The 25409-nt window shown below is 28.0% G+C and carries 22 protein-coding genes and 1 pseudogene; 19 read left to right on the top strand and 4 right to left on the bottom strand.

The window, feature by feature from the left end; translation table 11 throughout:
- Nucleotides 1–95: 95 nt before the first annotated feature.
- Nucleotides 96–353 carry a hypothetical protein gene (locus I2A75_RS14325; protein WP_195265697.1) on the top strand — a complete coding sequence of 86 codons (258 nt, stop codon included), beginning with the start codon at nt 96–98 and terminating at the stop codon, nt 351–353.
- Between the two features lie 17 nt (nt 354–370).
- Complete coding sequence (locus I2A75_RS14320) at nt 371–1618, top strand: DNA polymerase IV (protein WP_195265695.1); 1248 nt, start codon at nt 371–373, stop codon at nt 1616–1618.
- Between the two features lie 649 nt (nt 1619–2267).
- On the opposite strand, the gene I2A75_RS14315 is transcribed toward I2A75_RS14320, so the two are convergent.
- Nucleotides 2268–3107, bottom strand: a complete 840-nt coding sequence (locus I2A75_RS14315) for an AraC family transcriptional regulator (protein ID WP_195265694.1) — start codon at nt 3105–3107, stop codon at nt 2268–2270.
- Nucleotides 3108–3287: 180 nt separating this feature from the next.
- Here I2A75_RS14315 and I2A75_RS14310 point away from each other — a divergent pair, with 180 nt between their 5' ends.
- Nucleotides 3288–6299, top strand: a complete 3012-nt coding sequence (locus tag I2A75_RS14310) for a glycoside hydrolase family 2 TIM barrel-domain containing protein (RefSeq protein WP_347707768.1) — start codon at nt 3288–3290, stop codon at nt 6297–6299.
- Between the two features lie 198 nt (nt 6300–6497).
- On the opposite strand, the gene I2A75_RS14305 is transcribed toward I2A75_RS14310, so the two are convergent.
- Both I2A75_RS14305 and I2A75_RS14300 read right to left on the bottom strand, forming a co-directional pair.
- A complete protein-coding gene (locus I2A75_RS14305; RefSeq protein ID WP_243242180.1) occupies nt 6498–7256 on the bottom strand; it encodes a TSUP family transporter in 759 nt (252 codons plus the stop codon).
- 149 nt (nt 7257–7405) lie between these two features.
- A complete protein-coding gene (locus tag I2A75_RS14300; RefSeq protein ID WP_195265691.1) occupies nt 7406–8275 on the bottom strand; it encodes an AraC family transcriptional regulator in 870 nt (289 codons plus the stop codon).
- Nucleotides 8276–8432: 157 nt separating this feature from the next.
- Here I2A75_RS14300 and I2A75_RS14295 point away from each other — a divergent pair, with 157 nt between their 5' ends.
- The 10 genes from I2A75_RS14295 (at nt 8433) to I2A75_RS14250 (ending at nt 18745) form a co-directional block, all read left to right on the top strand.
- Nucleotides 8433–9920: a sulfatase-like hydrolase/transferase gene (locus I2A75_RS14295; protein ID WP_195265690.1), complete on the top strand. Its 1488-nt coding sequence runs from the start codon at nt 8433–8435 to the stop codon at nt 9918–9920.
- A 13-nt stretch (nt 9921–9933) separates the two neighbouring features.
- Nucleotides 9934–11304, top strand: a complete 1371-nt coding sequence (locus I2A75_RS14290; RefSeq protein ID WP_195265688.1) for a glycoside-pentoside-hexuronide (GPH):cation symporter — start codon at nt 9934–9936, stop codon at nt 11302–11304.
- A gap of 233 nt (nt 11305–11537) precedes the next feature.
- Nucleotides 11538–12650 (top strand): anaerobic sulfatase maturase, encoded by a 1113-nt coding sequence (locus tag I2A75_RS14285; protein WP_195265686.1) that lies wholly within the window; start codon nt 11538–11540, stop codon nt 12648–12650.
- 489 nt (nt 12651–13139) lie between these two features.
- Entirely contained in the window at nt 13140–13466 is a 327-nt protein-coding gene (locus I2A75_RS14280; RefSeq protein ID WP_195265684.1) for a metalloregulator ArsR/SmtB family transcription factor, read from the top strand.
- A gap of 23 nt (nt 13467–13489) precedes the next feature.
- A complete protein-coding gene (gene arsD, locus I2A75_RS14275; RefSeq protein WP_195265682.1) occupies nt 13490–13858 on the top strand; it encodes an arsenite efflux transporter metallochaperone ArsD in 369 nt (122 codons plus the stop codon).
- A 19-nt stretch (nt 13859–13877) separates the two neighbouring features.
- Complete coding sequence (gene arsA / locus I2A75_RS14270) at nt 13878–15623, top strand: arsenical pump-driving ATPase (protein WP_195265680.1); 1746 nt, start codon at nt 13878–13880, stop codon at nt 15621–15623.
- A gap of 15 nt (nt 15624–15638) precedes the next feature.
- Nucleotides 15639–16043 (top strand): arsenate reductase ArsC, encoded by a 405-nt coding sequence (locus tag I2A75_RS14265; RefSeq protein WP_195265678.1) that lies wholly within the window; start codon nt 15639–15641, stop codon nt 16041–16043.
- 9 nt (nt 16044–16052) lie between these two features.
- Nucleotides 16053–17117 (top strand): ACR3 family arsenite efflux transporter, encoded by a 1065-nt coding sequence (gene arsB / locus I2A75_RS14260; RefSeq protein ID WP_195265676.1) that lies wholly within the window; start codon nt 16053–16055, stop codon nt 17115–17117.
- A 54-nt stretch (nt 17118–17171) separates the two neighbouring features.
- A complete protein-coding gene (locus tag I2A75_RS14255; protein ID WP_195265674.1) occupies nt 17172–17369 on the top strand; it encodes a DUF4177 domain-containing protein in 198 nt (65 codons plus the stop codon).
- A 443-nt stretch (nt 17370–17812) separates the two neighbouring features.
- Nucleotides 17813–18745 (top strand): DMT family transporter, encoded by a 933-nt coding sequence (locus I2A75_RS14250; RefSeq protein WP_195265672.1) that lies wholly within the window; start codon nt 17813–17815, stop codon nt 18743–18745.
- Nucleotides 18746–18943: 198 nt separating this feature from the next.
- Here I2A75_RS14250 and I2A75_RS14245 read toward each other — a convergent pair whose 3' ends face one another.
- Nucleotides 18944–19270 carry a hypothetical protein gene (locus I2A75_RS14245; protein WP_195265671.1) on the bottom strand — a complete coding sequence of 109 codons (327 nt, stop codon included), beginning with the start codon at nt 19268–19270 and terminating at the stop codon, nt 18944–18946.
- A 477-nt stretch (nt 19271–19747) separates the two neighbouring features.
- Between I2A75_RS14245 and I2A75_RS14240 the strand changes: the two genes are divergently transcribed.
- The 6 genes and pseudogenes from I2A75_RS14240 to I2A75_RS18020 form a co-directional block, all read left to right on the top strand.
- Entirely contained in the window at nt 19748–20899 is a 1152-nt protein-coding gene (locus I2A75_RS14240; RefSeq protein ID WP_195265670.1) for a sensor histidine kinase, read from the top strand.
- A gap of 1 nt (nt 20900) precedes the next feature.
- Nucleotides 20901–21545: a response regulator transcription factor gene (locus I2A75_RS14235; protein WP_195265669.1), complete on the top strand. Its 645-nt coding sequence runs from the start codon at nt 20901–20903 to the stop codon at nt 21543–21545.
- Nucleotides 21546–21631: 86 nt separating this feature from the next.
- The gene (locus I2A75_RS14230; RefSeq protein ID WP_195265668.1) at nt 21632–22567 is read left to right on the top strand and encodes an ABC transporter ATP-binding protein; all 936 of its coding nucleotides are present in this window, start codon (nt 21632–21634) and stop codon (nt 22565–22567) included.
- A gap of 11 nt (nt 22568–22578) precedes the next feature.
- The gene (locus tag I2A75_RS14225; protein ID WP_195265667.1) at nt 22579–23673 is read left to right on the top strand and encodes an ABC transporter permease; all 1095 of its coding nucleotides are present in this window, start codon (nt 22579–22581) and stop codon (nt 23671–23673) included.
- The gene (locus I2A75_RS14220; RefSeq protein WP_195265666.1) at nt 23664–24734 is read left to right on the top strand and encodes an ABC transporter permease; all 1071 of its coding nucleotides are present in this window, start codon (nt 23664–23666) and stop codon (nt 24732–24734) included. Before I2A75_RS14225 ends, I2A75_RS14220 begins: the two co-directional genes overlap by 10 nt.
- Before the next feature lie 313 nt (nt 24735–25047).
- Nucleotides 25048–25190: pseudogene (locus I2A75_RS18020) on the top strand (IS30 family transposase); the annotation flags it as partial.
- Nucleotides 25191–25409 lie beyond the last annotated feature (219 nt).

The raw sequence follows: 25409 nt of genomic DNA, 5'->3' as shown, positions 1-25409 counted from the left end.
TAATTTATACAATAAAAACATATAATATATTTATCTTTACAAAAGAACATATGTTCGATATAATTAATTTAAGAATTTCCAGAGGAGGGATATCCTTGAAGGTTATAGCTAAACCAATACAAATGATAGCATGGTTTAATGAAGATGGATCCATTAATCCCATTAGATTCAAAGTACTTGAAGAAGAAAGTAAAGTCATAAAGATAGAAAAGGTTTTAAAGAGAGAGAAAGAAAAACTATCAGGCAAGGTAATGGAAAAGTTTGTATGTAGTAGCTGTATAAATGGTATAGAAAAAATATTTGAAATTAAATATGATGCAACTAATTATAAGTGGATTTTATTTAAGTATTAGAAAGGTAGTGTGCTTTTGTGGAAGAAAGAATAGTTTTTCATATCGATGTTAATTCAGCTTATCTTTCTTGGACAGCAGTAAGGATGTTACAACTAGGGGAAACTACAAAAGATATTAGAGAAATTCCATCAATAGTAGGTGGAAATACTGATGAAAGGCATGGAATTGTATTAGCTAAGTCCATTCCTGCGAAAAAGTATAAGATAAAAACAGGTGAGCCAGTTGTAGATGCATTAAAGAAATGTCCTGATTTAAAAATATTTAAACCTAATTATAGATTATTTATGGATTGTAGTAATGCTATGTATAATTTGCTTTGTGAATATTCACCTAAAATTCAAAGATACTCTGTAGATGAAGTATTTATGGATATGAGTCATTTTAAAGAAAATTATATTGAAAAAGCAATTGAAATACAAAATAAAATAAGAAGTGAACTTGGTTTTAATGTTAATGTAGGAATAAGTACTAATAAATTACTTGCAAAAATGGCAAGTGACTTTGATCCTAAAAATGCTATTCATACATTATTTAAAGAAGAAATTAAAGATAAAATGTGGCCTCTACCTGTAGATGACTTATTCATGGTTGGAAGAGCTACAAAAAGCAAGTTGGATAAGTTAAATATAAATACTATAGGTGAACTTGCAAATTTTGATATAGGGATTCTGGAAAGCATTTTTAAAAGCCATGGTAAGGTTATTTATAACTATGCAAACGGAATAGAAGAATCGTCAGTTAGAAAATATAATTATATAAATGTCAAAGGAATAGGAAATTCTACTACTATAGCTTGGGACGTAACTTCAAAAGAAGAAGCCTTAAAAATAATTTTATCACTTACAGAATCAGTTTGTATAAGATTAAGAAACAATAAGAGTTTATGTAAGGTAATTTCAATATCTATAAAAGGATTTAATTTTGAAAGATATATACATCAAAGGACATTATCAAATTATACAGATTGTACAGAGGAAATATATAAAGAAATTGTAAAAGCATTTAATGAATCCTGGAGAGGAGAACCAATAAGACAGTTAGGCGTAAGAGTTACGAATCTTTGTAGTAATGAATTTTTCCAAAGTTCTCTATTTGATAATGAAAGATTAGAAAAACAACGCGCTTTAGATAAAACCATAGATTCTATTAGAGAAAGATATGGGAACTATTCAGTAATTAGATCAACATTCTTGCATTCTGGTATAAAAGCCATAAATGGTGGAAATGGAGAAGATGATTATCCTATGATGGGAAGTATATTGTAGCAATTGATAATATATAATTAGTGATTGATAGTGAATAATAAATATATAATTAATAAAACATGGAAGGAAAAATTTCTCGCAAATTAAACTTTCATTTTAAATAATTAATGATATACAAATCTTAACAATAAGGTACATTAACATCCGAATTGACGTCTGTTCAAACAGTTAAAAAGGATTCTACAAGTAAGACTTATGGAAACAATTATGATATAACTAGAGTCATAAGAGTTTAGGATATAAGTTTAAAAAGAAGTAGTTAATTGAGAAATTTCAATTAACTATTTCCTTTTCTTTATTTAAGAATATAAACTCCATTAATAATAAAGTATTCCGTTAATACAGCTATATATGATAGGATTCTTTTAATCATTTATTTAGCGAAACTTCAAATAGTTCAATAAATACTAAAAGAATATAAGTATGAAAGTAATCAAATTTTAATAAAGAAAGAGCTGCATATGGTTGTAACTCTTTCTATAAATCTAGTGAAGCTTTAATGAAATTTTAAATAATTGTTTATGTACTGAAAACTAATTAAGAAAATTTAATAGTGCGATATTAAATTGAGATATCCTAAATTACAAAAAATAAAAATAGTAAATTATGATGTCATAGTAATTGAAAAGATTCTAAATTAAAATACAACTTAATATTCTTTATTTTTTTGATGAGTTTTTCTATAATTTGAAGCAGACATAGAAAAATGTTTAGAAAAAGCCTTAGAAAATAATAATGGATCACTATAACCAACTTTATTTGCAACTTCTGATATGGGTAAACTAGTCTCTTTTAGTAATAGTGAAGACTTATACATCCTAATATTAATCAAATAACTTTGAGTAGATTGACCAAGATGTTTAATAAACATCTTGTATAAATAACTTCTGCTTAGACTTACATGATTAGCTACTTCTTGTACTGTTATTGCTTTCATATAATTATTATTTATAAAGTCAATAGATTCTTGAATATAAGTATGAGTTAGATTATTAGAGTATTTAAAAGATTTAGGAAATTCGGATGAAATATAATATAAAAGTAAATGTAATTTACTTAATAATAATATATCATCAGAAGAAGTTTGATTATATTTCTTTGAAATATTGCACATATCAATTATTGTATTAGGAATTTTTGATTTTTTATTAAAGTTAATAATGCAGGTGTCTATGATTGAAGTTCTTTTAAGATATTCATTTATATTTTGTCCACTAAATCCTACCCAATAATATTTCCATGGATCATCAATAGAAGGTATATATTCTACATGCATTCCTTTTAATAGAATGAACCCATCTCCCTTCTTTAGTGTATATATTTTATTATTAATTTTAAAAACTCCACTACCTTTTGAAATGTAATGTATAACAGCATTTTTTACTACTTCATAATTATAACCAATTCCGGGTGTACTTTGTTCAATTCCACATTCATCTAAGTTTGCTTCAAAATTATTATTTTTATATTTTTTCCATAAAATCTGCATTTCATCCTCCTAATATTTTTTTGGAAACATTATAACATGTTTTAGCACTATAATTCTATATTAAAGTAAACAATTATTAATTATAATATAAATATACTTAAGTAAACGCTTTCTAGAAGCGAAAAATATGTTTATGATTCATTATTATAATGTATCTATTTTAAAGAAGGGGGAATAAAAGTGTTGTTAAATTCGTATCATGAAAATATTTCTTTTTTGCATGTAAATATGATGCCTAGAAGAAGTTATTATGTTCCATTTGAAAGCATTAATGAATCACTTAAAAATATAAATAGAGAAGAGCAAAAGAGATTTAAATCATTAAATGGAATATGGGAATTTAAAATTTTCGATAATTTGGAGCCTTTCGATATTAATATTGAATTAACTAATAATAATGTTGATTTAATAAGCGTTCCTTCTGTCTGGCAAATGGATGGGTATGATACTCATCAATATACAAACGTTAAATATCCAATCGGATTTAACCCACCATTTGTACCAATGAATAATCCTTGTGGGCTGTATACAAGGGATTTTGAAATAGATGACTTTTCAAAAGACAAGGATTATCATCTGAATTTTGAAGGAGTAGATTCATGCTTTTATGTATGGTTAAATGGTAAGTTTATTGGATATAGCCAAGTCTCTCATAGTATTTCAGAGTTTGATATAACAGAAGAAATATTAGAAGGAAAAAATAAAATAGCAGTACTTGTTTTAAAGTGGTGTGATGGAACTTATTTTGAAGATCAAGATAAATTTAGAATGTCTGGTATTTTTAGAGATGTATATATTTTAGAACGTTCTAAATCAAGGATTATAGATTATAAAATAACTACAGATATTGATCTAGAAAAACAAATAGGATTTTTATCATTTGAAATTATAGATAAGGTAGAGAATCCTGAAATTAGTTATTTTCTATTAAATCCTAAAAATGAAATTATTCTATCTGGATCCATGATAGATGATGATATTACTCTAAAAATAGAAGAAGTTGAACTTTGGAATCCTGAAACTCCTAATTTATATACTTTATTAATTAAGACAGATTATGAAGTTATTAAAGAAAAAGTTGGGATGAGAGTAATTTCTATTGAAGATAAGATTATAAAGCTAAATGGTGTAAGCATTAAGTTGAGGGGGGTGAATCATCATGATAGTCATCCTTTAAAAGGGTATGTAATGACAAAGGAAGATTTAATTTTGGATTTAATACTAATGAAATGGCATAACTTTAATTCAATTAGGACAGCCCACTATCCAAAATCTCCTATTTTTTATGAGATGTGTGATGAATATGGATTTCTTGTTATCAATGAAGCCGATATTGAAACACATGGAGTTGTTGAATTATATGGACGAGGATACCTTGAAAACTATAATATGATAGCAAATGATCCTATTTATGAAAATGTTATTAAAGATAGGATTGAAGCTTCTATTATTCCCTATAGGAATAGATCGTGTATTTTCATGTGGTCAGTTGGGAATGAATCAGGATTTGGGTGCAATTTTGAGAATGGTTTAATAAGGGCTAAGGAACTAGATAATACTAGGCTATTACACTATGAAGGAGCATATTATGCAGATAAAAATAGAGAGAATGATTTTAGCAATATAGATGTTATTAGCCGTATGTATCCTAGTATTGATGAAATAAAGGATTATTTTAATAAGGGAATAGATAAACCATTAATATTATGTGAATATGCACATGCAATGGGGAATGGTCCTGGGGGCTTAAACGAGTATGATGAATTAATCCAAGAGCACCCCGAATTTGCAGGAGCTTATGTTTGGGAATGGTGTGATCATGCCGTATACATAGGAAAAAATAAAGAAGGAAAGGTAATTCATGGGTATGGTGGAGATTTCGGAGAAAGTACTCATGATGGAAATTTCTGCGTTGATGGGTTAGTATATCCAGATCGTATTCCTCATACAGGTCTTTTAGAATATCAAAATATTAATAGGCCTATAAGAGTAGTAGATTTAGATAAAATCAATAAAAAAGTTAAGTTAAAAAACATGATGGATTTCAAAGATGTAGGTAATTTTTTGAAAGTTAAGTACAAGCTTTTTTCAGATGGTAATATTATTGCTGAAAAAGAATTGTTACTTAATACTTTGAAGGCAAGAGAAGAAAAGTGGTATAGTTTAGATTTACCAGAAATACCAAATACAATTGTAACTATATTATTTGAATACATTGTAAAATTAGATTTCCTATTATATAAAGAAGACTTGGTATTAGGACATGACCAAGTAATATGGTCTAACAATATAAAAAGTCTTAACTCATTTAAAACTATTATAAAAGTAAATAGTGATGAAGAAGAGTTTATAATAAATGAGACATCAAAAGAAATAAAGATAACTAATGGAAATTTTAATTATGTTTATGATAAAAGCACTGCATTATTCAAATCAATAGAAAATCAAAATTTCAAATTCATTAAAGATTATATGAATTTTAAAATATGGCGTGCTCCCACTGACAATGATAGGAAAATAAAGATTGAGTGGATGGAAGCTGGTTTTGATAGGGTAGAAACAAGAGTATATAAAACAACAATAGAAAAGATGACAAATTGTATAATAATTACAAGTCATTTAAGCCTAATACCTATATACCGTGAAAAGATATTAGATATTATAGTTAAATGGTTTATACTACCAAATGGATTAATAAAGTGTGAAATTAATGCAATTAAGAACGTTAATTTACCTTTTTTGCCTAGGTTTGGAGTCGAAATAAAATTGGATAAATCTTATGAAAGCATAAGTTATTTTGGATTAGGGCCTTATGAAAATTATCAAGATAAGCATTATGCTAGCTATTTAGGAAGATTTAATACAAGTGTTTCAAAAATGCATGAAGATTATATTCGTCCTCAAGAAAATGGAAGTAGAAGCCTATGTAAGGAAGTTAAAATTTATAATAAAGACTCAAGTATTTATGTTGTATCTATTGATGATTTTAGTTTTAATGCATCCCATTTTTCAACTGAAGAGTTAACAAATAAAAATCATAATTATGAGTTAATTGAAGATGATGCAACTTACTTGATAGTTGATTATAAGCAAAGTGGAATAGGTTCAAATAGCTGTGGGCCAGAACTAGATAATAAATATAGACTAAACGAAAAAGAGATAAACTTTACATTTTATTTAAGATTTGAATAAAAGTAATACTTTTTAATATAGAAATAAGTAATCAAGACCACCTGTTAAACGGGTGGTTTGTTCTATGCCTATAATTTTAAAACGGAGTTTTTTTATTTCTGATTATTACTAGAAGCATCCATGATACACAGATCAACCCTGTAGTTATTATAAATAATAAAATAATCAGGACCGCTCCATTTGACTGGAGGTCCTGATTTAAATATATTTGAAAATATTATAAATATTAATACATATGATTAACAGCATCACAACAATAAATAATTTGTCTACCTTTTCATTATTCATTCTTTTGTTCAATAAATTACCAATAACTCCACCTAATATTCCACAGAATATCATTAGTAATAAAATAGTGATATCAAAGTAGGGAATATTCCAAGTTATTATTGTGGATGCAAGATTCGATATTTGAGAAAACATAATTACATATATTGAATACATAGTGGCTTCACGAGTACTCATTGAAAAGAAATAGAATAGTACTACCAAATTAATCGGACCCCCTCCAATCCCAAGGAAAGAAGACATAATACCCAAGATTAGACCAATAAGGAATATTATTAGTTTACTTTTAATATTAAGGGTGTGAATCTTGTATTTATGAATTGTATATATTAGTGTTCCTAATGTAATGATTAATAAAATGATTGCCTGGATTGCCCCAATTTTATTGCTGTCCGGAAATATTTTCAAGATATCTTGAAATAATGAATTACCGATTAGCCCGCCAATAACACTACCCAATGCTAAGACAGTAGCGAGTAATTTATTAAATACAAATTCATTCTTGATTTTAATATTTTTACTTAATGAAACTATTGACATAGATAAAACTGTACAACCTGATAAAAAGGAAACTGCTTTCACAGACATAATTCCAACTGCATCTAGTACTGGCTTTATTATAACCCCTCCACCAATTCCACATATCGAACCAATGATTGATGACAACATACATACACAAATAATAATAATATATACCATTTTGCTACCTCACTTTCTATTTTAATTAATTAAAACATACTTATGAGTATAACAATGTACAATTTTTAGGCTATAGCTTTTAATGACTCTTATATGTATAATTCTGCTTTTTTAAGTAATCATGTAACAGAATACCATTCAGGTGTACGTGATTCTAATAAATATTTTTTAAATTTGCTTGGTGACATTCCTGTTGATTTTTTAAAAACCTTACTGAAATAAAGCGAATCTTGAAATCCTACGACAGAGGATATAGTTGAAATATTCATAGTTCCTTCTTCAAGAAGTTCCTTCGATTTTTCTATTCGAAGTTCATTTAAATAACTCATCGGAGAAATGCCCATTTGTTTTTTGAATTTATGTGAAAAATAGCCTTCACTCAATTTACAATAGTCAGACATTGATGAAATAGTCCATGGTTCCATATATTTTTGATTAAGTTGAATTACAAGTCTATCTATTGAAAAATCGTTTTCGGTAGATAGAAGGTCGGCTTGGGACAATCTAGAAATCATAGCAAGCATAAGATATAAATTACTTACTACGATATCTTCATAACGTTTTTTTTTAAGCTGAAGCTCTGTAATAATCGATTGGAATAATTGTTTTAATATTAAATTTTCTCCTATATAACAATTTTTTATTTCGAATTTATTAATAAGAGTTTCACATTCTTTTCCAGTAAAATGAATCCAATATATTTCTGGCTGCTCGTTAGCATAGTAAGAATATACTTGGGGTTCCAGTGGTTTAAATAGGATGATATTACCACTAGATAATAACTTCCACTCATTATCTAACAAATAATGCCCTGATCCTTTGTGTACATATATAATTTGATAGTCTAGCCTTCCATTGGAGCGATCTTGATGGTAATCTTTAGTTTTAAGAATTTGTTCACCACAACAATTCACCATTAATTGAGTAGTATCATCATTATATCCAATAATTCTTCGTTGATTTCTTAAGTGTCCGGAAATATTAATCATTGTCATCCCCTCCTTTTCTTTGAATACCATAACATAGAAAAGCAGAATTGTCCATATTGAAAACATTTTCTGATATAGGATTATCTATGTGCTCTAAGTATAATAAAATTGAAAAAAAGAAAAATATATATTGTTAAATATGAAAGGAGAAATAAGTTTGAAAAGACAAGTAGTTTTTTTGATGACTGACACAACAAGAAAAGATATGTTAGGTTGTTATGGTAATTTAGATATGAAAACTCCACATTTGGATAAGCTGGCATATGAAGGTATAAGATATGAAAATGCATATTCGTGTCAACCAGTATGTGGACCAGCTAGAAGTGCGATTTTTACTGGAACATTTCCACATACCAATGGTATGGTATCTAACAGTATTGCAATGGGTGCTAATGTAAAGACGATTGGTCAGAGACTAACAGATAATGGTATTGAATGTGGTTATATTGGTAAATGGCATTTAGATGGTGGGGATTATTTTGGCTTGGGAGTTTGTCCAGAAGGATGGAATCAAGATTATTGGTATGATATGAAATGCTATTTGGAAGAGTTACCAAAAGAAGAAAGGGTAAAATCTAGAAATCCAGAAACAGCATATGAAGAAGGGTTTTCTGAGAATTTTACATATGCTCACAGATGTTCAGATAAAGCAATCAGATTTTTGAATGAATTTAAAGATCAAGATTTCTTTTTAACTGTTTCTTATGATGAACCACATGGCCCATCTTTGTGTCCAGCACCATACAATACAATGTATGATGGATTCAAATTTGATAGATGTCCAAATTTCCAAGATGATCTATCTAAAAAGCCTTTCATGCAGCAAGTATGGGCAGGAGATAATCTCAATGCAACTGAAGAGGAAATTAATAAACCTTCTAAGGGATTATCTTTATTTTTGGGTTCTAATTCTTTTGTAGATTATGAAATTGGACGAGTTTTAGAGGTGATTAATGAACTTGTACCAAATGCTTTAGTTATATTTACCTCTGATCATGGAGATATGCTTGGAGCGCATAGGCTATTTTCAAAAAATGCTACAGCTTACAAGGAAGTTGCTAATATTCCGCTGATTATAAAAGGGGGAATAAAGGAATTCGTATGCGAGGAACCAGCCTCTCATATTGATTTAGCTCCTACCATAATGGATTACTTTGGATTACCTATTCCAAAGTTACTTGAAGGACATAGTATGTTGAAGCAAATCTATAATCCATCAGAAAAAATAAATGATGTTGTTTTTACAGAATTTACTCGTTACGAAGTAGATCATGACGGATTTGGTGGTTTACAGATAATGAGAGCCGCAATTAGCAAAAAATATAAATTGGTAATTCATTTATTAGATACGGACGAATTCTATGATTTGGACAAGGATCCTTATGAGATAAATAATTTAATAATGGATGAAGCATATGAGAAAGAACGAAATGAATTACATGATATTTTAATTAATCATATGAATGAAACACGTGATTTGTATAGAGGATATCAATGGTCTATGCGACCTTGGAGAAGAAATATAACTCCTATATGGGATAATGAAGGTTATACCAGACAACGTGAAAATGAAGAGTATGAGCCTAGGCAATTAGATTATGATACAGGATTGCCAATGGAGAATGCAGTAAGAAGAAAGAATTAAGGGGGAAGAGAAAATGGGTGAGAAGAGATATTTAAAATGGTATAATAAAGTAGGTTATGGTTCGGGAGACATTGCAGGAAATGTGGTTTTTGCTTTTGTATCATCATTTATTATGATTTATCTGACTAATAGTATTGGGCTGAATGCGGGTATTATTGGTAGTTTAATTGCTGTTTCAAAACTATTCGATGGAATAACTGATTTATTTTTTGGAGTTATGATTGACAAGACAAACAGTAAGATTGGAAAAGCAAGACCGTGGATGTTAGGAGCATTTGTAGGATGTGCAATTACGTTAGTTGCTCTTTTTGCAATTCCAGTTGAGTTAGGAGAGTTTGCAAAATACGCATGGTTCTTTATTGCATATGTCCTATTACACGCAGTCTTTTATACGGCAAATAATATTGCATACTCTACATTGACAGCTTTAATAACTAGAAATAGTAAAGAACGAGTGCAAATGGGATCTATAAGATTTATATTTGCATTTGCTACAAGCCTTTTAATTCAAACAATTACAGTTAGTGCGGTGGAGGTATTTGGCGGAGGTGCTACTGGTTGGCGTACAATTGCAATTATTTATGCCATTATTGGATTAATTGTAAACACAATTTCTGTTTTTTCAGTAAAGGAATTACCTGCTGAAGAACTTTATGATACAACTCTTCAAACAGGAGAAAAAAAAGAAGAACACTATAGTTTTATTGAAATTGTTAAATTATTAGTGTCAAATAAATACTATCTGATTATTTTAGTTGTTGATGTCTTACGACAAATTTATTCTGCAATGATTAATATGGGTATTTACTTTATGACATATGTCTTGGGAAGTGAAAAATTATTTGGAGTGTTTTCTTGGGCGATTAATATTCCTATTATTATTGGTTTATCTATTACTCCTATGATTGTAGCAAAGATGAAGGGGCAGTATAAAGTAAATGCAGCAGGATATGTAATTGCGGCTATTGGGCGTATGTTTGTTGTAGTAGTAGGATATATTGGTAACTTGCCATTGATGTTGGTATTTACTGGACTTGCTGCCTTTGGTATGAGTGCTTTTCAGGGAGGTTTAAATGCTCTTATCGTACAATGCTCAGAGTATACATATTTGAAAACACATAAGAGAATAGACGGCTCTATGTATTCTTGTACTTCTTTCGGATTGAAAATTGGAGGGGGAATTGGAACAGCGATTGCAGGATGGTTACTTGCATATAGTGGCTTTGATGCTTCCTTGGCAACTCAAAGTCAAGCATGTATTGATATGCTTTATATGATGTATCTTTGGATACCTATGTTCATCAATATTATTATTGCAATTCTGCTGATGGGATTAGATGTTGAAAAAGCAAATGATCGTTTAAGAGCAAAAATTGAGGCCTAGTTTTTCAAATAATTAACTAATTTGTATTATGATAAAGGTTGATATTTGTTCATCAGCCTTTATTAATTTTAAAAGCTCAAGTGCGTTAATGAATGATATATTTTACAAAATTACTTGTATTCATTTAGTTAAGTGTAAGCCCTGTATAATCAGAATTATTATGTATGATTTTATAATGGAATTTGAAAATAATTAATTGATAAAGAAAATAGAAAGAAGTGAAGGAGATAGGTATGCCAAATATTACTGTTATGATTAAGCCAGCCTCAGGATTATGTAACATAAGATGTGATTATTGTTTTTATTCAGATGAAATACAAAATAGAGAATCTCCATGCTTAGAAATTATGGATGATGAAGTAATTGATCAGGTAGTACAAAAAACACTGTCTTTTGCAACTGGGCATTGTAATTATTTATTTCAAGGTGGAGAACCAACATTAGCAGGAATTTCTTTCTTTGAAAAATGGTTAGAATATGAGAAACGTTATAATATAAATAGTGTAAAAATCAGTCATTCAATCCAGACGAATGGTTATTTATTGAACAAGGAGTGGTGTGATTTTTTATCTAAAAATAGATTCCTTGTAGGATTATCTATTGATGGTATTAAGTCAACACATGATTTATATAGGAAGGATCATTCAGGACAGGGAACCTTTGAAAATGCAATGAATGCAGCTAATTTACTTAAGAATGCAAATATAGAATTTAATATTTTAACAGTAGTTAACAGTAAAACAGCTCCTGAAATTCAGAAGATTTATGAGTTTTATAAAAAGAAAGGATTTATATGGCAGCAGTATATAGCTTGCCTAGATCCAATAGGAGTAGCTCAGGGAAAAAAAGAATATTCTCTTACGCCAAAAGTATACGGACAGTTTTTGATAGAGCTATTTAGGCTATGGGAAAAGGATTTGTATCAAGGTACGCAACCATATATAAGGCAGTTTGAAAATTATATAGGAATACTTATGGGAGAGCCTATAGAATCATGTGAGCAAAGAGGAAGTTGTAGTTTTCAGACTATAGTGGAAGCTGATGGTAGTGTATATCCTTGTGATTTTTATGCTATGGATTCGTATAAACTAGGAAATTTACTTGTTGATAATTTTGATAACATTAATCATCAACGAAGAATAATCAGGTTTGTTGAACAATCTTATAATCATGCAGAAAGTTGCAAAAAATGTGCTTATTTTGGAATTTGTAGAGGTGGGTGTCGCAGAAATAGAGAACAGTTTTGTGAGGAAGAAGGGATTAATTATTTTTGTGAAGCGTATAAAATGTTTTTTGATGAATGTTTATCAGATATAAAAAAAATAGCAATTCAATGCCTGAAATAGTAGAATAATTTGAATCTACTAAGTTGATAGAAAAAATTAATTAATATATAGAAAGGAATTTATTCAGTGATTAGGTCAACATTCTTGCATTCTGGTATAAAAGCCATAAATGGTGGAAATGGAGAAGATGATTATCCTATGATGGGTAGCATATTGTAACAATTAATAATAGATAATTCATAATGTATTTTGATGTAATGTATATATTTTGAGGTAATGAATAATGATAGTGATAATGAATAATAGATTATGGGTAATTTATAATGAATAATGCATAATTGGGTATGGATAGATTATTAATCTTAACAATGTTTTAGTTGTTAAGATTTTTTGTTTTTAATAGTAACAAAGTTGATTTGAAATCATATCATATAGATATATATCTATTAATGTTACAATAAACTCAATTATTTAAATGAATTTATTGATAACATATAGATAGTGTTCTATATTTGAATATAGATTAATGTCTATATAAGGAGTGAAAATATGAAAAATGACTACGAACAGAATGCTAAAATATTTAAAGCGTTAGGAGATCCTAATAGGCTAAAAATATTAGATATTTTATCTTGTGGAGAAAAATGTGCTTGCGATTTGTTAGAAAGTTTTAAGTTTACTCAACCTACTTTGTCACATCATATAAAAGTTTTAACTGAGTGTGGGTTAGTATTATCTAGAAAAGAAGGAATATGGAATTATTATAAACTACATATGACTAATGCTAACAGATTAATTTTAAGCTTAATGAATATTATTACTGATACGGAAGAATGCATTTGTAAGCAAAAAGAGTGTGTATGTAAAAAGAATTAAATTTTAAAGGAGTGTATATTATTATGAAAAAAATGATTATTTTTGATCCTGCAATGTGTTGTTCAACAGGGGTTTGTGGCCCATCTGTAAATCCAGAACTTTTAAGAGTTTCTACACTAATAAACAATTTAAATAGTAAAGGAATATTAGTTGAGAGATACAACTTAACAAGTAATCCACAAATATTTGTTGATAATAAAACAATAAATGAAATATTGATGAAACAAGGCGTTGATGTATTACCAGTAACAATGGTTGATGGAAAAGTTGTAAAGATGGGTAGTTATCCTACTAATGATGAGTTTTGTAATTTACTAGAAATTTCTTCAGATTTATTAAAAGTGGAAGAAAAGAGATCAAATACCTGTTGTTGTAAAGGTGGATGTTGTTAACTAAAAGGGAGTGATAAAAGTGTACAAAACATTTGATGTACAAGATATAAATCTAACCAAATATTTGTTTTTTACAGGCAAAGGCGGAGTCGGTAAGACTTCAACAGCTTGTGCAACAGCAGTATCTTTAGCAGATGAAGGAAAAAAGATAATGCTTATTAGTACAGATCCAGCTTCTAATCTTCAAGATGTTTTTGATACTGAGTTAAATAATAAAGGTGTTCAAATAAAGGATGTGCCTAATTTAATAGTGGCTAATTTTGATCCAGAACAAGCAGCAACAGAATATAAAGAAAGTGTTATAGCACCATATAGAGGTAAGTTGCCAGAAACTGTACTAAATAATATGGAAGAGCAGCTTTCAGGTTCATGCACTGTTGAAATTGCAGCTTTTAACGAGTTTTCTTCATTTATTACTGATGAAAAAGCAGCCAATGAGTTTGACCATATAATTTTTGATACAGCTCCAACAGGGCATACATTAAGAATGCTTCAGTTACCATCAGCATGGAGTAATTTTATAAGTCAAAGTACTCATGGAGCATCATGTCTAGGTCAATTATCAGGACTTGAAAGTAAGAAAGAAATCTACAAAAATGCAGTTTCTAATTTAGCAGATGGTACAAAGACAACTCTTATTCTTGTATCTAGACCAGAAGAATCACCATTAAAAGAAGCTGAAAGAGCATCTAATGAACTTAAAGAAATTGGTGTATTAAATCAGATATTAATTGTAAATGGAATATTGGAAAATCATGATGATAATCTATCAGCTGCATTATATAATAAGCAACAAAATGCATTGAAAGATATACCATTAGGGCTAAAAAGTATTAAAACTTATAAAATACCTTTAAGGCCTTATAACATTACAGGTCTTAAAAATATGAGGGCATTATTAAATGATAACAATATAGAAATAATTACAGATACAATAAATGCAAGTAATATTCCTAAGTTAAATAGTATTATAGAGGATTTATTTAAGAGTGATAAAAAAGTTATTTTCACAATGGGGAAAGGTGGAGTAGGAAAGACAACTATTGCAGCTGCAATTGCATTAGGGCTTGATAAGAAAGGTAAGAAAGTTCATTTAACAACTACAGATCCAGCAGCCCATTTAAAGTTTGTTGTTGATGAAAGCTATGGAATAACTTTAAGTAGTATTGATGAAAAGAAAGAACTAGAAAAATATAAAGAGGAAGTTTTAAGTAAAGCAAGAGAAACAATGAGTGATGCAGATATAGAATATGTTGAAGAGGATTTAAGATCACCTTGTACTCAAGAAATTGCTGTATTTAGAGCTTTTGCAGAAATAGTTGACAAATCAGAAAATGAAGTTGTAGTTATTGATACAGCACCAACTGGTCATACCTTATTGCTTCTAGATTCAACTCAAAGCTATCATAGAGAAATTCAAAGGTCTGAAGGCGATATACCAGAATCGGTTAAAAAGCTTTTACCAAAACTAAGAAATGAAAAAGAAACAGAAGTTATTATTGTTACACTAGCAGAAACTACTCCTGTATTTGAAGCGATGAGATTGCAAAAAGATTTAAATAGAGCAGGAATAAATAGTAAATGGTGGATAATAAATTCAAGCCTTTACGCTATAAACACAAGTAATGAGATATTGAAAGCTAAGTCAAGTAACGAGATAAAATGGATAAATAAAGTTGATGAAATATCAAGTGGAAATTTTTCTGTAATAGAATGGAAAACTGAAGAAGTAAAAGGTGAAAAATTATTAGAAATAATTAAGTAAAAGGAGATATTAAAGATGAAAAAGAAGGTAGCATTTATATGTGTTCATAACTCTTGTAGATCACAAATGGCAGAAACATTAGGAAAATTATATGGTGATGAAGTTTTTGAAAGTTATTCAGCTGGAACTGAAACTAAACCACAAATAAATCAAGATGCAGTAAGAATAATTAAGAATTTATATAATGTGGATATGAATGAAACTCAAAAATCTAAATTACTTACTGATATACCAGATGTAGATATTGCAATAAAAATGGGATGTAATGTTGTATGTCCTACTATATCTGCTACTCATGTTGAGGATTGGGGATTAGAAGATCCTACAGGTAAAAGTGATGAAGAGTTTATTAAAGTTGCAAAGATTATTGAAGAAAAAATAAAAGATTTAGCAAAGAGAATTAAGAATAACGAGATATAGGAGGGAATCATGGGAGAAGAAAGTAAAGGAAAGGGGTTAGGAGTCTTTGAACGATATTTAACAATATGGGTTGCAGCTTGTATTGTGATAGGAATATCTATTGGTCAATTACTTCCTATTATACCTGAAACATTAAATAAGTTTGAATATTATAATGTATCCATACCTGTAGCTATCTTAATATGGCTTATGATATATCCAATGATGTTAAAAATAGATTTCTCAAGTATTTTAAATGCTACTAAAAAGCCAAAAGGTCTAATTGTAACATGCACTACAAACTGGTTGATAAAGCCATTTACAATGTATGCAATAGCAGCATTCTTCTTATTTGTAGTATTTAAAGGAATTATTGCACCGGATCTAGCTAAGGAATATTTGGCAGGAGCAGTTTTATTAGGAGCAGCACCTTGTACAGCTATGGTATTTGTATGGAGTTACTTAACTAAAGGTGATCCAGCCTATACATTAGTTCAGGTAGCAGTAAATGATTTAATTATACTAATTGCATTTGCACCTATAGTAGCATTTTTATTAGGTGTTGGTGATGTTTCTATACCATTTGCAACTCTAATTTTATCAACTATATTATTTGTTGTAATTCCTTTAGTATTAGGATATGTTACACGAACTATAGTAATTAAAAATAAGGGGAAAGATTATTTTGAAAATGTATTTTTAAAAAAGTTTGATAATGTAACAATAGTAGGGTTACTTTTAACTTTAATAATATTATTTTCATTCCAAGGTGATACTATATTAAGCAATCCAATTCATATATTATTAATTGCAATTCCACTTACCATTCAAACATTCTTTATATTTGGATTTGCATATATTTGGGCAAAACTTTGGAAGTTACCTCATAATATTGCAGCGCCAGCAGGAATGATAGGAGCAAGTAATTTCTTTGAACTCTCAGTTGCAGTAGCTATTTCTCTTTTTGGGTTACAATCAGGTGCTGCACTAGCAACAGTTGTGGGAGTATTAGTTGAGGTTCCGGTGATGTTAACATTAGTTAAGATTGCAAACAAAACAAGAAAGTGGTTCTCTACTGAAAAATTAAGTAATTAATAAATTTAATGGGTATATTAATATTAGAATCTAAGAAAGGAGGTTATATGCTTTATGAAATGGGAATACAAAGTTGTTAAAATAAGCTCAATTAAAGGGCTAGGAAATCAAGAGGAATTACAAAAAGAACTTAATGATTATGGAGATTCAGGCTGGGAGCTAGTAGGCGGTTTAACTAAACCTCATGAAGGAGTCGGTTGGATTCCAAAACCTGATGATGGCTCAATAATATTTAAAAGAGAGATTGTCTAATTATAAGAATATAATTAATTATAAAAAAATTATTAATTTGATTAATAAGATATAGAATTGTGTAATAAAGGTGAGTGTATGGTTTTAAATATAAAAATAGCCAGTATAGAATTAATTAATGGTCCGCTAAAACACATAAATTAAATTTTATATACTAGCCAATTTTATTATATAATATATAGAGGAATAGAGTAAAGTATTATATTTGCTCTATTTTTATGCTTATAATCAATAAAAGTAATATATTAATTACTAGATAGTATGGAATAATAAATGTAACTACTTAAGTAATAATTGGGATTACCTTAATTATTGAGTTAAAGATATTAGGTTGCTTTTTATTTGTATAAATATATTTTAAGATAGTGAACTTTTTTTATATAAATAAGTGTATAATAAGTTCTATGAAATTTATAAAGTGTTACAAGAAGGGATGAAGATATTTGGATAAATCAAAATTTTATACTAACAGATTAAATATAATTATAATAGCAATAATTTGTACCTTCTTATGGGGAAGTGCTTTTCCTGCTATTAAAGTAGGATATGAAATCTTTAATATAACAAGTAGTGATGTAGGTGCAAAACTTATATTTGCTGGATATAGATTTTTCTTGGCAGGAATTATTGTATTAATAATAAAGCTATTAATGAAGCAAAGTATCTTTGATTTAACTTTTGAAGATATGAAGGAAATTACAATATTAGGACTTGGACAAACAACTCTTCAATATATATTTTTCTATTTAGGAATGACATATACTACTGGAGTAAGAGGTTCAATTATAAATGGGACAGGTACATTTTTTAGTATTATATTAGCACACTTTATTTATAAAAATGATAAGTTGAATTTCAATAAGATTCTAGGATGTATAGTAGGATTTGCAGGAGTTATAATTGTAAACCTTGGAGGATCTTCAGTTTTAGAAGGTGGTTTTTCCTTTAAAGGTGAAGGCTTTATAATGCTTGCAGCTTTTATGCTTTCAGTTTCATCAATATACAGTAAGAAGATAAGCCAAAATAAGGATGCATATACTATAACAGGTTATCAATTAGCTATAGGAGGACTAGCTTTAATATTAATAGGATATCTATTAGGAGGACATCTTACAAACTTTAATATTAAATCTACTTCATTATTACTATATATGGCATTATTATCATCAGTAGCATTTGCATTATGGTCACAACTTTTAAAATACAATAAAGTTGGAGTGATTTCTGTTTTCAACTTTTTAATTCCTGTCTTTGGAACTACACTTTCAGCTATAGTCCTTAAAGAAAATATCTTTGATATAAAGATACTTATAGCTTTAATACTAGTTTGCGCTGGAATTTATTTAGTGTATAAAAGGAAGGAAAGTGTAGATTAGAGATTTTATAAAACTTATAAAGCTTAAAATAACTATAGTATAATTCTAAACTATACTATAGTTATTATTTATAGGCTCTGTTTTAAACTAATGTTGATTTAGAGTATTATAAAAGTGGATAAAATTAAATTGTCCATTTTTTTAGTTCGTACAAGTTTAAACTTGCGAATCAATTATTTTATTATTAATAGTTATTCTTTAATTGTTAATTTTCATCCATACATATTTTTCATTTGTATTTGAAGATGTTTCAATAAATCCATTTTCAATTACTTCATAACTATTTTTTTCAAGTTCCCACTGACAGTTCTGTGTTGGTGTATTAAATGTGGCTTTTAAATCATTAACTGTCAATTCTCCTCCATAAGTAAAGTTTCTGACTTCACCTTCCTGTGTTATTATTTGACTTAATGTATATACCCCGTCTAAAATTTTAGTTGAATTTTTATTATCTGTCGCACCAATAACAAACGATAAAATTGCTATACATATCGTTGGAATTATTATTTTTTTTATGTTTATCATATACTTACCTCCTTTTTACTGAATAACAATATAATAAAATTATTCATTATTATATATTCTTATTATACATTATTTATGGATTATAATTCCAATATTTATATAAAATAGGTAAATTTTATATAAATATTTGTTATCTTGTTTTGAATCACTTCATTCTAATATAACTATATGATATATTGCTATGTACTATCAAATTTTTAGTTATAATACTTTCTTTTTCTGAACTAAAAGTTTCATCCATTTCCTTATTTTTCAATTTTCAGTGACGTATTATAAGTTGGCAAATATAAATAGAGTATGCTTATTTCACAGTCTATTTATATTTGTAAGCTTATATTTCATTACTTTTAACTGTTAAATGAAGAATTAGCCTCATTAATACATATCATTATGTCTAATTCAAAATTATATCTATTCACCAACATGAAAATATGTTGTATCATTATCTTAGATAATAAAAAAAGTTTGGAGAGAACTATGAGAAAAAGTAAAGAACTATTATTAATACGATATATATCATTTATAATTTTAATAGTTCAAATTTTTATTAAAGAAAGTAATACGAATATTTTTAGCATAATATTTGTTTTGTTATTTATAATAAACAACAATCTTAGGGTGTTTTACTTTAAAAATTATAAATTAACTATTTTTTCAATGATTGTTGAAATAATAATAGCACCAATAGCTTATTTAAGCTTTGGAGGAAGCATTTTATTTTATTTAATAGGAGTAACTATAGATGCTTTTACATTAAAATTTGAAAAAATAAAATATATATTTTTAGTTGTAATATCTTTAATATCATTATCTAGTAAATTTAATAAAAATATAGAAAGTGGTTTTATTAATTTAGTTATTATGCTTATTTTTATAATTCTTTTAAATTACATATCTAGATTGCATAATACAAAAAAAGAAGCTCAAAGGTTATATGATAAGCTTAGGGTATCTGAAGAAAATTTAATTGAAACAAAGAATTATCTTGAAGAGTGTCTTACATCAATAGAGGAACTAACAGTTCTTAAAGAAAGAAATAGAATATCAAGAGAAATACATGATAGCGTTGGTCATTCTTTATCAACAGCTATGATTCAGCTATCTGCAATGGAAAGTATAGCTGATAAAGAAGGAAGCATGCTAAAAGATATGGCAAGTAACTTAAGAGATTTTATAAATGAGAGTTTTCAAGATGTTAAAAAGGCTGTAAGTGAACTTAAATCTGATGATTATGATAATTACAGAGGATTAATTAGAATTCAAGAGTTATGTAAGAATTTTGAAAAGATGTCAGGTGTAGAAGTAAATATTATTTTATCAAAGGGTGATTGGACTCTTTCTATTAAACAAAGTACTCACTTATATAGAATAACTCAAGAAGTTTTGTCAAATGCTTTAAGACATGGAAAAGCATCTAAAGTTAAAGTAATTATGAATTTTACAGAAAATGATTTTGTAATATCATTTAAAGATGATGGTATAGGAACTGATATTATAAAAGAAAGTGGTTTTGGACTTAAGAATATAAGAGAAAGAGCTGAAGAAATAGATGGAATAATTGACGTTAGCTCAGAAGTTGGAAAGGGATTTTTTATAAAGCTTGTAATTCCGAGAGATAAGGAGAATTAGGATGGGGAAAATTAAAATATTAATTGTGGATGATGAAAAACTAATTAGAGAAGGCTTAAAAATTATGCTTTCAACTTTTGATGATATAGAAGTTGTTGATACTGCTGAAAATGGATATAAAGCTTTAGAAGTATGTAAAAATAAAGATGTTGATGTAGTACTTATGGATATAAGAATGAAAGATTGTGACGGAGTAATGGGTACTAGGCTTATTAAGGAGCAATTTACTAAGATTAAAGTTATTATATTAACTACATTTAAAGATAAAGAATATATTCAAGATGCATTGAAATATGGAGCTTTTGGATATTTGTTAAAGGATAGTTCTCATCAAGTTATTTATGAAGGAATAAAAACAGCTTATATGGGAAATATGGTTGTTCATCCTGATGTTGCAAATGAAATACTTAGTAATAATAGTCATAACTTAAATAATAAAGAATTAAATAAATATAATTTTTCAGATAAGGAATTACAAATTATCAAATGTATAGCTGAAGGATTAACTAATAAAGAAATTTCAGAAAAGCTTTATTTATCAGAAGGAACTATAAAGAATAATATTACAAATGTTTTATCTAAGTTAAATCTTAGAGATAGAACACAAATTGCAATTTTTGCATTTAAAAATGGAATAGTGACTTAAGTCATTCATCTAGTGACTTGGAGTGATAGCAAGCCCCTTAGCTTTGTCTTATTATATAAGTAAGATAAAGCTAGGGGGTATTTTTAATGAGTATCATAGAAGTAAAAAATGTCACAAAAAGATTCAATGACAAGTTAGTTTTAGATAATGTAAGCTATGAAGTTAATAAGGGAGAAATATTTGGATTTATAGGACCTAATGGAGCAGGAAAATCTACTTTAATAAATATAATGACTAGTCTTTTAACCCCAGATAGTGGAACAGTTAAAATTTGTGGTTATGATATTTTAAAAGAGCCAATAAAAGCTAAAGAATGTATAGGATATGTACCACAAGATATTTCTTTAATAGAAGAGTTAAATGCTTATGACAATTTAGAGTTTTTCGGTGCTTTATATGGATTAAAAGGAAAAGAACTTAAAGAAAGAATAAATGAAGCTTTAGAAGTTACAGGCCTTCAAGATAAGAAAAAAGAAAAAGTTAAGAAGTTTTCAGGTGGAATGAAGAGAAGGCTTAATATTGCAGCAGCTATTATGCATCATCCAAAAGTATTAATAATGGATGAGCCTACTGTTGGAGTTGATCCTCAATCAAGAAATCATATATTCACTTTTACAAAAAATATTTGTAAGGAATGGGGGACAACAGTTATATATACTTCTCATTACATGGAAGAAGTTGAAGAACTATGCAAGCGAGTATTCATTATAGATTTAGGCAAAGAAGTATCTTATGGAACAAAAGAAGAAATAAAATCTTCGGTATTTCCTAATAATAAGGTGATAATAGAAGCTAGTGATATTACAGCGGAAGTTCTTTTAAATATAGAAAAATTAACAGGAGTAATAAAAGTTAAGGAACAAGATGATATTATTTCATTAACTATAGACTCAAATTTTAAACTTCATAATGTACTAAGTATAATAGAACAATATGGAGTTAATGTTAAAAAAATAAGTTATGAAGATGCAAGACTTGAAGATGTTTTCTTAGCTTTAACAGGAAAAATGTTAAGAGATTAGAGGTGAGTTAAATGAAATTGATATATTATACAAAGACAACCTTAAAAGGAATGGTTTCTAATGGAGCTGTAACACTTTTATATTATATACTATTTCCAGTTTTGTTAGCAGCTTTCATGGGCTTTTTCCAAAAAACACTTATGGATAGTCCATTAAAATTAACAACTTTAAAAGTTCAAATAAATGATATGGATAATAGCACTATGTCTAAAAATTTAGTATCATTTTTAGAAAGTAATGATATGAAAGAGCTTGTTGAATTAACTGATAAAAAAGCAAATGTAGAAATTTCAATCCCAAAAGGATATGAAAATAATGTTGTATCTTTAAAAAGAGGAGAGATAAATATAAATAAGCTAGAAGAAGGATATAGTAATTCCACAAACACCTTAAAAACTATTTTAGATAAATATCATGAAAGTCTTTATGTTAATTTATCTGGAGGATCTACTGAAGACTTAGCAAAAGTTTCTGGAGAATCTGTTATTGAAAAAATAGATATAGATTCTAAAAAAACGTCTAGTAGTTATGAAAAAATGGCTGCATCAATGATAGCATTTGTAATAAGTATGTTGATTTTTACTCTTATACAATCCAATTATGCAGAGGTAAGTGTAAATCTTGATAAAAGAGTTGCATCAACACCTGTAACTAGAAAGCAATACTTTTACTATGATTCCTTTGCATTATTTGTATATTCAACTGTTATTATTTCAGGATATGTATTTTTCTTTAGAATTTCAGGAATAAGCTTTACTGGAGGCATTTTTCCTTTATTAATATTAATTTTGACTTCATCTATGCTAGTAGTATCATTAAGTAAGTTTGTTTATACTTTTTTTGGAGCGAAGTACGGTAAGGTTGTGGGAGCATTAATATTTACACTTCCTATAATAGGAATGGAAATGTTCACTGGAGAAGGAAATGCATTAAAAGTTTTATCACCAACACATTATATTTCAAAGTTATTTACTTTATATAATTTAAATGGAAGCTTTAGTGCTAATAATAAGGATTTAATATTAATTCTTTCAATTTCAATAATACTATTTATAATTGCAATATTAAAAATAAGTTTATCTAAGGAGGAAAGAAGATGCGCTTAATAAGATTAACCATAATTAATTTAAGAAGAAGTTTAAAAAATCCAGCAATTTTAATGATGACATTTTTCCTTCCAATGGTAGTTTTATTTGGAGTAGTTGGACCTAGTTCAAAAGAATCATCCTTAGGTAAGATAGGAATATTAGATAAATCTTCTGGTAAATATTCAAAGGATTTAATAAGCGATTTATCAGAAAAGTACTCTATAGAAGAGCTAAAGGGTGAAGCAGAAGATAGCTATAATGATTTAAGAGATAAAAAGCTTGGAGCTATATATGTAATAGACGAGAATTTCGAAAAAGAAATAGATAGTGGTGAAATTCCTAAGGTAAAAAGTTATACTAATGAAGCTGGGATGGGATCTGTTGTTGCAGAAAATATTATAGCTAATTACATTAATAATTTGCTTAAAGAAGGAATAAATGATGGCCTTAGTACTAATACAGTAAAAGCTGTAATAACAGACAAATTTGAAGTAAATAAAGCTGATTATGTTCTTACCGTCCTAATGATATGCTATTTTATGATGATAGGTGGATCTATATTAACTGATGATATAATTAAACTTAAAGCTCAAAAAGTTTTAAGAAGAACAATATCAACTGGTAATTCAGATAAAGTTATTTTAGGTTCTCTATATTTATCAGCGTTTATTCTTCAAAGTGTAGTAAGTTCAATAACATTAATTTTATCAGTTAATCTATTTAAAATAGAAAATTACAACTTAGGAGAAGGTATACTAGTTATTATGTTAAGTAGCTTAATTACAACATCGCTAATTATAGCTGCTACAAGATGGCTTAAAAATCCAACAATATCAAATCTAGCGATTGTAGTTTTTGGATTACTATCCTTTGGTGTTGCAATGCTAGGCAGTGGACTCCAAGAATTTGATAATGTACCTCAAATAATAAATAGTTTAAGTATAATCTCACCATTTTCATGGATGGTACAGATTATAAATGAAGGTAAAATAGTAGTGCCGATTATAGTAATATTACTAATGTCTGCAGTATTCTTTACAGCAGGAAGTTTTAGACTTAGGGATTATGCTAAGGAATAGTAAATTTGTTTTAGGTAGAAGAAATATTTCTTCTACCTTTATTTATATATAAGATAAATTACAATATCAAGTGCAACACTAAGTAATTTTAAAAAAATAACCCATACAGGCGCGTTCATGTTAAAGTAATAATTGACTAGAAAACCATTTTAAAGGGCATGACAATATGAGTTATAAAAATATTACTATAAATTAACGATATTGTATAGTAGAACATTCAAATTAAGGCTGGAATATATCTAAATTAGCTAAAGAACTTAATAGAAGCAAAGCTACTATTTCAATAGAGATTAAAGGAAATACTACAAATTTGCTTAAAACTATTACCGTTGATCGTGGTAAAGAATTTGCTGGATATGAAGAATTAACGTTAACTTTAACTTTGCTACTCCCTAGAGTTCTTGGCAAAGAGGGACCAACGAAAAGATTAATGGCTTAATCAGAGAAATTTTCCCTAATAATTTTTATTTTTTTACTATATACACAAAATCATGGTAATATTGTTGAAAATTATTTAAGTAATAGGCCACGAAAGTAACTTATTTTAATTATTTTTCAATTTAAGTTTATACACAAAAATTTTTTGTGTTATTAAAAATCGTTGAATGAAAAAGTAACTTCCGTTTTAGCGTAAGCTATTGTAACTGCAAGAGTAAAGTCAGTTTTTAAATATAA

The sequence above is a fragment of the Clostridium sp. 1001275B_160808_H3 genome (genome assembly GCF_015550425.1).
In the GTDB taxonomy this organism is placed as follows: Bacteria; Bacillota; Clostridia; order Clostridiales; family Clostridiaceae; genus Clostridium.
This window is presented reverse-complemented; position numbering and strand designations above follow the sequence as displayed.